This window comes from Micropruina sp. (assembly GCF_027492755.1).
Classification (GTDB): Bacteria; Actinomycetota; Actinomycetes; order Propionibacteriales; family Propionibacteriaceae; genus Micropruina.
In genome coordinates this window covers 1-10,619 of sequence record NZ_JAPUED010000128.1, presented here as the reverse complement: position 1 = coordinate 10,619, position 10,619 = coordinate 1, and the positions used below count along the sequence as shown (strand labels likewise).

Genomic DNA, 10,619 nt, shown 5'->3' with positions numbered 1-10,619 from the left:
CCGTGTTGTCGCCCTCGAAGGTGGCGAACACGTCGGTGTCGGCGCGCAGCTGGGTCAGCTGGTTCTCGCTCATGTAGCCGGCTCCGCCACAGGCTTCGCGGCAGGTCTGAATCGTGGCGTTGGCGAAGTCGGTGTTCATCACCTTCAACCCGGCGGCCAGGGTTTCCAGGGCACGCTGCGCCCGCGGGTCATGGTTGTTGTCCGAACTCACCGCGCCGTAGGCGTCGATCAGATCGTTCTGGGCGAAGCCGAGCGCGTAGGCCCGGGCGATCGCCGGCAGCAGCTTGCGCTGGTGCGCCAGGTAGTCGAGCAGCGGCGACTCCTCGTCCGAGTGCGGATGCCGGAACTGGGTGCGGCGCTCGGCGTAGCGGGTCGCGATCGACAGTGCCCGCCGGGCGGCGATCGCCGCGCCGCCACCGATACAGATCCGGCCCCGGACCAACGCACCCAGCATGGTGAAGAAGCGCCGGTTCGGATTCTCGATCGACGAGACGTAGCGGCCCTGCTCGTCGACCGAGCCGAACCGGTCGAGCAGCATCTCGCGCGGCACCCGGACGTGGTCGAAGGCGATGGTGCCGTTGTCGACACCGAGCAGGCCGCCCTTGTGACCGTTGTCGCCGATGCTGATCCCGGGCAGCGGGTTGCCCTCGTCGTCGCGCAGCGGCACCAGGATGCAGTGCACGCCCCGCTCCACGCCGTCGACCACGAGCTGGCCGAAGACGGTCGCCATCCGGCCATGGGCGGCGGCACTTCCGATGTAGGTCTTCGCCGACGATTCGTGCGGCGAATGGACGACGAACTCGCCGGCGTCCGGGTCGTAGCTGATGGTGGTTTCCAGCGAGGCGACGTCGCTGCCGTGCCCGCGTTCGGTCATCGCGAAGCAGCCGAGCGTGCGCAGGTTGAGGGCATCGGCCAGGTACCGCCGGTGATGCTCGGGCGTACCAAGCCCGGCGATCGCTCCGCCGAACAGCCCGTGCTGGACGCCGGACTTGATCGCCACCGACAGGTCACCATAGGCGACGGTCTCGAAATCGATCAGCGACTGGATCTGGGTGCCGGCAGTGGCCTGTTCGACGCCCACGATCGCCTGCCCGATCCCGGCGGCGACCAGGGCATGCAGCCGATCCAAGGTCCACGCCCGCGCCTGTTCCATGTCGAGCGCCGGGTCGCGCAGCATGTCGTCGGCGGGGAACGCCGCCCGTCCGGCGGTCCGTCGCTCGTGGTGCGGGCCCTCGAAGGCGGCCAGCAGGGCAACACCCAGATCGCCCTCGGCGAGGTTGGCATCGGCACGGGTGGTGACGGCGGTACTCATTGGTGTCCTTCCACGGTGTTGGCAAGGCGGGGTGCGGTGTAGGCCGAGGCGAGCAGCAGGCACAGGTCGTCGGCCACGACGGTGGCCGGACGGTTCATTCCGGCCCTGATCCACTGGTCGGTGGCGGCTCGGACGCAGCCGACCAGTCCGTGTCCCCAGGTGGCCGCCCGGTCGTCGGGCAGGCCGCTGGCACGCAGCAGTTCGGCGATCCGTTCCCCGATCCGCATGGTGAGTCCGGTGACCGGGTCGTCGTTCAGGTCGCCCTCGACCAGCGGTCGCGACATCACGAAGCGGTAGATCTCCGGGTCGCGTTGCACCAGTTCGAGGTAGCTGTGGGTCAGGTCGCGGATCAGCCGGCCGAGGTCCTCCCCCTGCCTCCAGTCGAGCGGCGTCTCCCAGTCCACCGAGGCGCGCAGGTCGTCGAGGATGAACTGAGCCACCTTCTCGACCACGGCCCGATAGAGGCCCGGACGGTCGCCGAAGTGCCGGTAGATCACCGGCTTGGACGTGCCCGCCTCGGCGGCGATCTCGTCCATGCCGACGGTGGCGCCGTGTCTGCGGATGGCGCGCAGCGTCGACTCGACGAGTTCGCGGCGCCGCTTCGTCCGATGTTCGGCCCACCGCGTGTCGCGCCCGTCGACCGGCGTCTTGGCAAGCGGGGTTTTCACGACACTCACAGTACCCGGTACTTTTCGTACCTGCTACTGTGAGTGTCGACAATCTCAGCGGTTCCGTATCGAAGGAGCTCCGATGGCAGACCTGCGCAACGCCGTGATCGTGGGGAGCAACCGCATCCCGTTCGGAAAGGTCGGCGGCGCTTACGCCTCGGCCAGCAATATCGACATGCTGACCGCCGCGATCGACGGCCTGGCCGCACGATTCGGGTTGGCCGGCGAGCGTCTCGGCGAGGTGGGTGCCGGCGCGGTGCTGAAGCACAGCCGCGACTTCAACCTGACCCGGGAAGCGGTGTTGTCCTCGGCCCTGCACCCGGCGACGCCCGCCTACGACGTCCAGCAGGCCTGCGCGACCAGCCTCACCGCGGCCGTCCAGCTCAGCAACCGGATCCGGGTCGGCCAGCTCGACGTGGCCGTGGCCGGCGGTGTCGATTCGGCGTCCGATTCGCCGGTGGCGGTGAGCGATCGGCTGCGGAGGACGCTGATCCGGCTGAACGCCGCGAAGACCCCGCTCGACAAGGCGAAAACGCTGGCGCACGTGCGGCCGTCCGATCTGACGCCCGAGGTGCCCAAGGCCGCCGAGCGCCGGACGGGGTTGAACATGGGCCAGCATCAGGCCCTGACCACTGCGCAGTGGGGCATCACCCGTGAGGCGCAGGACGAGTTAGCCGCGGCCAGCCACCACAATCTCGCCGCCGCCTGGGATTCGGGCTTCTTCGACGATCTGGTGACTCCCTATCTGGGCCTGACCCGCGATCAACCACTGCGACCCGACACCTCGGTCGACAAGCTCGCGAAGCTGCGGCCGGTCTTCGGCGACGGTCCGGACGCCTCGATGACCGCCGGCAACTCGACCCCGCTCTCGGACGGCGCCGCGACGGTTCTGCTCGCCGAGGAGGGCTGGGCACGCTCCCGCAATCTGCCGGTGCTGGCCCGGATCGTCGACGCCGAGACCGCGGCAGTCGACTACGTACTCGGCAACGAGGGCCTGTTGATGGCACCGGTGCACGCCACCGCCCGGCTGCTGGGCCGCACCGGGTTGGCTCTGCAGGACTTCGACTACTACGAGATCCACGAAGCGTTCGCCGCCACGGTGCTCTGCACGCTGGCCGCCTGGGAGTCGGCCGACTACTGCCGCGACGTGCTCGGCCTGGACGCCCCGCTCGGCTCCATCGACCGCGCCAAGCTCAACGTGCACGGCTCGTCGCTGGCCGCCGGGCATCCGTTCGCAGCGACCGGCGCACGCATCCTGGGCAGCCTGGCGAAGATGCTCGCCCAGCGCGGATCCGGCAGCCGCGGCCTGATCTCGGTGTGCGCCGCCGGCGGCCAGGGCCTGGTCGCGATCGTGGAGGCATGCTGATGAAACTCGACGACCTCATCTCGGGTGTACTCGATTCCCGCGTCGGCAGGTCGGTGGCCGCCAAGGCCGGCTTCCCCGAGGCCACGGTGCTGCGTCGCGGCGAGGCCTTCCCCACCGGCGCGATCGCGCTGGGCACCGTCGAGCCGGCCTCCGGTTCGCTGGTTCCGGACGCCCTGGCCGCGCTCGGCGTCACGGCTCAGCCCGCGCTGGTCGACACTCCGGACGCCCGCAGCACCGACGCCGAGGGCCGGCAGCGGCCACCCGCCTACCCCGGACGGCTCGGCGCGATCGTCGTGGACGCCACGGCAGCGAGCCGGATCGGCCAACTGGAGCAGGTACGGGCGATGCTGCGGCCGGCGGTCAAGGCGCTGGAGCCTTCCGGGCGGGTGCTGATCGTCGCGGCTGACCCGGCGACCGCGTCCGAGGTGGAGACCGCGGCCGTTCGCCAGGCGCTGGACGGCATCATGCGCAGCGTCGGCAAGGAACTGCGCTACGGCGCCACCTGCAATCTGATCCAGATCGCCGACGGCAGCACAGCCTCCGAGCTGGCGCAGGTACTGCGTTTCGCCTTGTCAGGACGGTCGGCCTATGTGGACGGCCAGCCCTTCGTGCTGTCCCCGCTGCCGCCGGGTCTCGACCAGCTCGACCAACGAGAGGGCCGGATCGTGGTGGTCACCGGGGCGGCCCGTGGTATCGGGGCGGCCATCGCCCGCCGGTTCGGTGCCGAGGGCGCCCGGGTGGTGGTGGTCGACGTGCCGGTGGCGGGGCAGCCGCTGGCCGGGGTCGCCAACGAGGTGCACGGCACCGCGCTGCAGCTCGACATCACCGTGCCGGACGCCGGCGACCGGATCGCCCGGCATGTGACCGAGCGGTACGGCACGGACGCCCACATCGACGCCGTGGTGCACTGCGCCGGCATTCTGCGGGACAAGCTGCTGGCCAATCTCGACGAGCAGCGCTGGGCGGCGGTGCTGGAGGTGAACCTGGCGGCTCAGTTCCGGATCAACGACGTTCTGCTCGACCCCGACCGTCCGGGCGGGCTCGCGGACGGCGGGCGCATCGTCGCCATCGCCTCCACCAGCGGCTGGGCGGGCAACCGCGGCCAGACCAACTATGCGGCGTCCAAAGCCGGGGTGATGGGCATGGTGCGGGCGCTGTCGGCGCAGCTGGTCGATCGCAGGATCGCGGTCAACGGCGTCGCCCCCGGCTTCATCGAGACCGATATGACCGCGTCGATCCCGGTGATCGACCGGGAGATCTTCCGCCGCTCGTCCAGCCTGCTGCAGGGTGGGCGTCCGGTCGATGTCGCCGAGGCGATCGTCTTCCTGGCCGACCCGGCGACACCGATGAACGGGCAGGTGCTGCGGGTCTGCGGCCAGCTGGTGGTGGGCCGCTGATGAGCGAGGTCGTCGTCCTGGACGGAATGCCGGTCGCCGCGGCACAGTACGCCCGCGCCCTGTCGCCGCGCCGGCGTCCGCCGCTCGCCGAGGGCCTGCCGGACCGAGTGGTGAACCTGCTGCATCACCGCTGCGAGGTCGCCGACGTCGCCGCCTATGACCGGGTCTGCGGCTTCGATCTGACCGACGAACTGCCCTCCACCTGGCTGCATGTGCTGACCTTCCCGCTCCAGCTGACCCTGATGACCGCCGAGGACTTCCCGCTCGCCCCGCTCGGCATGGTGCATGTGAGCAACACCATCACCCAGCTGCGTCCGACATTGATCGGTGAACCACTGGAGTTGAGGGTCCGAGCGGAGGGCCCGCGTGCACATCGCCGCGGCGTCCTGGTCGACCTGGTGAGTGAGGCGCTGGTGGCCGGTGAGCGGGTCTGGGAGGGACGCTCCAGCTATCTGAGCCGGACGGCGAGGCTGGACGGCGGCGAGGATTCCCGCTGGTCGAGCTTGTCGAGACCCTCGGAGGACGGCAAATCTGGACCGATCCGGGACGACGAGAGGTCTCGACAAGCTCGACCGGCGGAGGGTGAGGAAGGGTCGCGGCAGGCTCGACCAGCGGAGACGCCGATGCCGACCGCGGGTCTGTGGCGGCTGCCGTCCGACCTGGGCCGGCGCTACGCCGCGGTGTCGGGCGACGCGAACCCGATCCACCTCAACCCGCTGGCCGCGAAGGCGTTCGGGTTGCCGCGCACCATCGCCCACGGCATGTGGACCCACGCCCACGCGCTGGCCGTCTTCCAACCCCGGCTACCGGACGCCTACACGGTGTCGGTCAAGTTCGCCAAGCCCGTGCTGCTGCCCTCGACCGTCCGCTTCGCCGCTGCCCAGACCGAGGACGGCTTCGCCGCCCAGCTCACCAACAGAGCCGCTGACAAGGTGCTTTTCGTTATGGACGTGTCTGCTCGCTGAGGAAGCGCAGATCATTCACGTCATCTCGGGCTTGATCCGGGCTCTCAGGAGGGAGAGATCCCGGATCAAGTCGGGGATGACGATGGAGGGCTCTGATCAGCGCACCCCTCACACCGATCACCGCATGTCGATCCTCCTGTACGACACTCCGCTGACTGTACAGTTGAACAGGATCCTGTGCGTTCGTACAGTCGGTGTCGTGAGCAATGACATCGATCTCACCGGGCGGGCCCGCATCCGCGACGCGGCATTGGTCGCATTCACCGAACAGGGCGAGGCGGCCAGCATCCGCCAGATCGCCCGACGGGCGGGTGTTTCCCCGGCCCTTGTCCAACACCACTTCGGCACCAAGGCCAATCTCCGCGCCGCCTGTGACGAGTACGTGCTGTCCTACTTCCGCGACCATGTCGTCTCCGGCCTGGACGAACTGGGCATGGCCGAACCGGCGTATCTGGCTGAGGTCTACGCCTCCGCCCCGGTCGTGATCGGCTACCTGAACCGCCTGCTGCTGGAGAACGCCCCGGACGCACAGGGGGTCTTCGACGCCCTGGTCACCCTCACCGAGGCCTACCTGCCGACCGACTCATCGTCGCCGCTTCGCGATCGCGCCGCGGTCCTGGTGGCGATGAAACTGGGTTTGTTGCTGCTGCGTCCGTTCGTGGACCGGGCGCTCGGCCTGGCGGCGTCCCACCCCGCCGGCGACCCACGGATCAGTGCCGCCCAACTCGACCTGCTCAACCCGGCACTCGTGACACCCGAGGTGATGGCGGCCGCGCGGCGGGCGGTCGGAACGGAGGTCGCCCAGTGACCACCGTCATCGAACTCGAATCGGTCACCAAGCACTACGGGCGCACTGTCGCCCTGGACGACTTCAGCCTGCGCGTGGAGCAGGGCCAGGTGCATGGCTTCCTCGGCCCCAACGGTGCCGGCAAGACCACCACGATGCGGATCCTGCTCGGCCTGCTCCGGATCAGTTCGGGACGGGTCACCGTGTTCGGGCTCGATCCGTGGCGAGACGTGCCGGCGATCCACTCCCGGCTCAGCTACGTTCCCGGCGACGTGACGCTCTGGCCAAATCTGACCGGTGGCGAAACCCTCGACATCCTTACCCGGCTGCACGGCGGGGGCCGGGATCGTCGTCCCTGGCTCAACCTCTTCGAACTCGACCCGACGAAGAAGAACCGCACCTATTCCAAGGGCAACCGGCAGAAGGTGGCGCTGGTCGCGGCCTTCTCCTCCGACTCCGAGCTGCTGATCCTCGACGAGCCGACCTCGGGGCTCGATCCCTTGGTCGATCAGGCCTTCGTCCAGGCGGTCCGCGGCGAGCAGGCGCACGGCCGGACGATCCTGCTGTCCAGCCACATTCTCAGCGAGGTCGAGCGGTTGTGCGACTGGGTCAGCATCATCCGCAACGGTCGGCTGGTCGACTCCGCACCCCTGGCCCAGTTGAGGGGCGCGCAGCAGACCCTGATCACTGCGCACGTCGACGCTCCGCCCGACCTCGCGCTGGCCGGGGTGTCGGTGGTCGAAACCGACGGCGATCGGCTTCGGCTGAGCGTGACCGCCGAGGCACTTCCCGAGTTGCTGCGGCGGCTGGCGGCGGTCGGCGTCCGTCAGTTCGAGGCCGGCGCCCCCTCCCTGGAAGACGTCTTCCTCGCCCACTACCAGGCTGCGGAGGGGCGATGACCACCCTGGTCCGGGCCTATCTGCGCCGGGGCCGCTGGGCGTTACTGGCCTGGGTGCTGGCGCTCGGGCTGCTGCCGGCACTGATGGTGATCTCCACCTCGATCGGCTACCCGACCCAGGCCGACCGGGAGGCCTTCGCCACCCAGGCGATGACGAATCTCGCCGAGGTTGCGCTGCGCGGACCCGTCTTCGCCCCGACGACGGGCGGGTTGGTGGCCTGGACACTGGCGTCGTCGGGCTCACTGGTCGGCTGCGTAGCCGCGCTGATCTTCATCGTCAGCTACACCCGTTCCGACGAGCAGGCCGGACGCCTCGAGCTGGAGCTATCCGGACGGGTCACCCGGGGCGGCCAGCTCGGTGCGGCACTGCTGGTGGTCGGGGGTGCCGGGGTACTCACCGGGGCGGTGGCCTTCATCGGGATGGTGGCCACCGGAATGGACGCGTCCGGCTCGGCCCTGCTGGGGCTCGTGCTGACCTCATCGATGCTGTTCTTCACCGCGCTCGGCGCGGTCTGTGCCCAACTGGCCACCAACCCCGGCTCCGCCGGTGGCTTGGGGGCGCTGGCGATGATCCTCTTCCTGCTGGTCACCGCGATCGGGGACACCACCGACAGCCCGCTGGTCTGGTTCAGCCCGTTCGGCTGGGCTCGGCATGCCCAGGCGTTCGTGGCGAACCGGTTCTGGGTGCCGCTGATCCCGCTCGCCCTCACCGCGGTGCTGAGCTGGCTCGCGCTGCGACTCAACCGGTCCCGGGACTACGCGAGCGGACCGATCGCCCCACGGCCGGGCCGTCCGGATGCGCCCTCTTGGATCCGCAGCCCGGTGACGCTGGCGATCCGGCTGCAACGCGGGACCACACTCTCCTGGACGCTGACGCTGGGCCTGCTCGGAACCCTGCTGGGCTCGGTGCTGGGCAATCTGGATCAGCAGCTCGCCGGCACGGCCTTCGAAGACTTCGCCCGCCGGCACGGTGGCACGGTCGGTGAGGTGTTCTTCCAGTTCGTGCTCTACCTGCTGGCTCAGATCGCCACCATCGCCACGTTGGCGGCCGTTCTCACCCTGCGCCAGGACGAGGCCAACGGCTCGGCGGAGTCGATCCTGTCCCGACCTGTCACCCGGCGGCATTGGGCAGCTGCCAACTGGCTGGTGGCGGCGGGTTCGGCCGCGATGATCCTGATCGGAGTCGGGTTCGGCGCCGCGCTGAGTTCCGGACGCTGGTCGCTGCCGCTGTCGACGGTTGCCTATCTGCCGGCCGCGCTGGCCGTCGCCGGCCTCGCGCTCGCGCTGGTCGGCTGGGCGCCCCGGGTGGCGGTCGCGGTCAGCTGGACGGTGCTCGGGTTGCTGATGCTGGTCGACCTGTTCGCCGAGTTCAACCTGCTGCCGGCCGATCTGGTCCGCAACCTGTCGCCCTTCGCGGCGATCTTCGCCGGCCTGTTCACCGGGGGGCTGCCGGTCACCCTGACCGTGCTGACCGTCCTGGGCATAGGGCTGGCCGGTCTCGGCGTGACCGGCCTCGGACGCCGCGACCTGCAGCCGTCCTGATCACCCGATCGGCCCTGCCCGACCCGGAGCCCGTCCGAGCGGCTTCGACGAACTCGACCAGCGAGTCGCTACGGCGTCTCCGGTGCGGGTTCACGCTGCTCCAACAGTCTGTCGGGCAGCAGCCGGGTGGCGATCCCCACCGCGGCCGCGGTGACCACGGCCGCGACGATGGTGACCGTGACCCGCTGCAGGTCACCAGCGATCGCCGTGGTCGAATCGAAGGTCAGCAGAATGACCGAGACGGTCACCGCGGTCGAGTATTTCCAGTAGTCGGCGTCGGCCATCAGCAGCAGCACGGAGGCCAGCGACGCGACCACTCCCAGCAGCACCGCGACGGTGGCGGGCAGCACCAGCACCACCAGGGCAGCGGTGGTGCCGCCGAGAACCGTGCCGAGGATCCTGCCGTACATCTTGGTCCGGGTCTGCCCATAGGTGGGCTGCAGGATCACAGCGACGGTCAGCACCGCCCACCAGGCGTTCGTGCCGGCGAACCAGAGCACACAGATCAACGTGAAGCCACCGCACAACGCGGCCAGCAGCACCCCGTAGGGCAGCGTCGCGGCCTCGCGATTCGCCGGCAGCCGCACACCGCGCAACATGACCGCCACCACGGCCAACGCCCAGGCACAGCCGAGCAGGATCACCAGCGCAACCAATCCGGCGGCGGTCAGGGACGGTATCCGCGTGTCGAGGAACGCGACCACGGACGACGGGTCGACCAGCACGTAGGCCGCGAGCGAGATGGTGGCCGCCCCGACCGGATGCAGTCCGCGGACGGCGAGCGCGCCGGTGGCCAGCGACAGCACGACGACCAGCGCCACACCCAGCACCGGCACCCACGGCCCCGCGCTGGCCGCAAGCACGGCGAGGAAGGCCGTCACCCCGCTGACGCCGGCCGACGCCGCCATCGCCTTCGGCCCGGATCCCGCCGCGGTCAGCGTCGGCAGCATTCCCAGCACCAGCAGCCCGGTCGCCGCCGCCCACGGCGAGAACGCTGTCGCCACGACGGGCACCAGCGCGAGCAGGACAGCTCCCAGGACGCGCGGCAGCAGGCCTTTCCGCGACACGCTCATCGCGCCATCGTCGCACCTCGCTGCCGCTCCGGGGCAGTGATCGCTCAGTCGCGCAGCGCGCGTCCCAGAGCGTCCAGCTTGGCCTCGACGGCAGCGAGCCGGGCATCGGCCTCACCCGGCAGCACCCCACCGGCACTCGAAGTCGGGGCGGGCGCGACGCTGCGCCGGCTGAACCGCCACCAGCCCACCGCGACGGTGATCACCAGCGCGACCGCCATGACCAGGAACCGGGGCCACTGCTGACCGGCCGAGATGCCCATGCCGACGGCGTAGATCATGGTGAACAGGCCGCCGAGCAACGCGCCGTTGGCGAGCACCGATCCGGTCCTGGTGATCGCCAGCGAGAGCAGCATCACCACGGTGGCGCAGATCAGCAGCACGATCGAGGTGGTCAACCGGTAGGTGTTCCAGTCGCGGTCCGAGCCGGACGAATACGACGGCTCGGGATAGAAGGTGTTGACGCCGATGCCGATGAAGGCGGTCACCACCAGTCCGAGGAAGAAGCTGAAGATCACCTGCAGCATCGACTGGCCGAGATCGCGTTGTGTCGTCATGTATCCAAGCGTGCCAGCAAGACGTAGGCGTAGTGGCGTTCCGCGCCAGGAGCCAGG

Annotated in this window: 10 protein-coding genes; 6 read left to right on the top strand and 4 right to left on the bottom strand. The window is 69.8% G+C overall.

Annotated elements, in window-relative coordinates:
* Positions 1 to 1,312: acyl-CoA dehydrogenase family protein (locus tag Q0066_RS09265; protein WP_298132250.1), on the bottom strand; the 1,312-nt coding region annotated here is incomplete at its 3' end.
* Positions 1,309 to 1,980: a TetR/AcrR family transcriptional regulator gene (locus tag Q0066_RS09260; protein ID WP_298132248.1), complete on the bottom strand. Its 672-nt coding sequence runs from the start codon at positions 1,978 to 1,980 to the stop codon at positions 1,309 to 1,311. The genes Q0066_RS09260 and Q0066_RS09265, both read right to left, overlap by 4 nt.
* 82 nt (positions 1,981 to 2,062) lie before the next feature.
* Between Q0066_RS09260 and Q0066_RS09255 the strand changes: the two genes are divergently transcribed.
* The 6 genes from Q0066_RS09255 to Q0066_RS09230 all read left to right on the top strand — a co-directional run bounded on the left by Q0066_RS09255 (position 2,063) and on the right by Q0066_RS09230 (position 8,935).
* Positions 2,063 to 3,346, top strand: coding sequence for an acetyl-CoA C-acetyltransferase (locus tag Q0066_RS09255; protein ID WP_298132246.1), 1,284 nt, complete (start codon positions 2,063 to 2,065; stop codon positions 3,344 to 3,346).
* Positions 3,340 to 4,743 (top strand): 3-oxoacyl-ACP reductase, encoded by a 1,404-nt coding sequence (locus tag Q0066_RS09250; RefSeq protein WP_298132244.1) that lies wholly within the window; start codon positions 3,340 to 3,342, stop codon positions 4,741 to 4,743. Before Q0066_RS09255 ends, Q0066_RS09250 begins: the two co-directional genes overlap by 7 nt.
* Positions 4,743 to 5,708, top strand: a complete 966-nt coding sequence (locus tag Q0066_RS09245; RefSeq protein WP_298132243.1) for a MaoC/PaaZ C-terminal domain-containing protein — start codon at positions 4,743 to 4,745, stop codon at positions 5,706 to 5,708. Before Q0066_RS09250 ends, Q0066_RS09245 begins: the two co-directional genes overlap by 1 nt.
* Before the next feature lie 199 nt (positions 5,709 to 5,907).
* Positions 5,908 to 6,516, top strand: coding sequence for a TetR family transcriptional regulator (locus tag Q0066_RS09240; RefSeq protein WP_298132241.1), 609 nt, complete (start codon positions 5,908 to 5,910; stop codon positions 6,514 to 6,516).
* The gene (locus tag Q0066_RS09235) at positions 6,513 to 7,394 is read left to right on the top strand and encodes an ABC transporter ATP-binding protein (RefSeq protein WP_298132240.1); all 882 of its coding nucleotides are present in this window, start codon (positions 6,513 to 6,515) and stop codon (positions 7,392 to 7,394) included. Before Q0066_RS09240 ends, Q0066_RS09235 begins: the two co-directional genes overlap by 4 nt.
* Positions 7,391 to 8,935: a hypothetical protein gene (locus Q0066_RS09230; protein WP_298132238.1), complete on the top strand. Its 1,545-nt coding sequence runs from the start codon at positions 7,391 to 7,393 to the stop codon at positions 8,933 to 8,935. The genes Q0066_RS09235 and Q0066_RS09230 overlap by 4 nt, the downstream gene beginning before the upstream one ends.
* Before the next feature lie 68 nt (positions 8,936 to 9,003).
* Here Q0066_RS09230 and Q0066_RS09225 read toward each other — a convergent pair whose 3' ends face one another.
* Both Q0066_RS09225 and Q0066_RS09220 read right to left on the bottom strand, forming a co-directional pair.
* Positions 9,004 to 10,008 carry an FUSC family protein gene (locus tag Q0066_RS09225; RefSeq protein ID WP_298132236.1) on the bottom strand — a complete coding sequence of 335 codons (1,005 nt, stop codon included), beginning with the start codon at positions 10,006 to 10,008 and terminating at the stop codon, positions 9,004 to 9,006.
* A 44-nt stretch (positions 10,009 to 10,052) separates the two neighbouring features.
* Entirely contained in the window at positions 10,053 to 10,562 is a 510-nt protein-coding gene (locus Q0066_RS09220; protein ID WP_298132234.1) for a hypothetical protein, read from the bottom strand.
* Between the last annotated feature and the right edge of the window lie 57 nt (positions 10,563 to 10,619).

Bases quoted from the DNA above. Each gene is read 5' to 3' on its own strand.
- Q0066_RS09245 (WP_298132243.1), top strand. From the start codon at position 4,743: ATGAGCGAGGTCGTCGTCCTGGACGGAATGCCGGTCGCCGCGGCACAG.
- Q0066_RS09250 (WP_298132244.1), top strand. From the start codon at position 3,340: ATGCTGATGAAACTCGACGACCTCATCTCGGGTGTACTCGATTCCCGC.
- Q0066_RS09255 (WP_298132246.1), top strand. From the start codon at position 2,063: ATGGCAGACCTGCGCAACGCCGTGATCGTGGGGAGCAACCGCATCCCG.
- Q0066_RS09220 (WP_298132234.1), bottom strand. From the start codon at position 10,562: ATGACGACACAACGCGATCTCGGCCAGTCGATGCTGCAGGTGATCTTC.
- Q0066_RS09230 (WP_298132238.1), top strand. From the start codon at position 7,391: ATGACCACCCTGGTCCGGGCCTATCTGCGCCGGGGCCGCTGGGCGTTA.
- Q0066_RS09225 (WP_298132236.1), bottom strand. From the start codon at position 10,008: ATGAGCGTGTCGCGGAAAGGCCTGCTGCCGCGCGTCCTGGGAGCTGTC.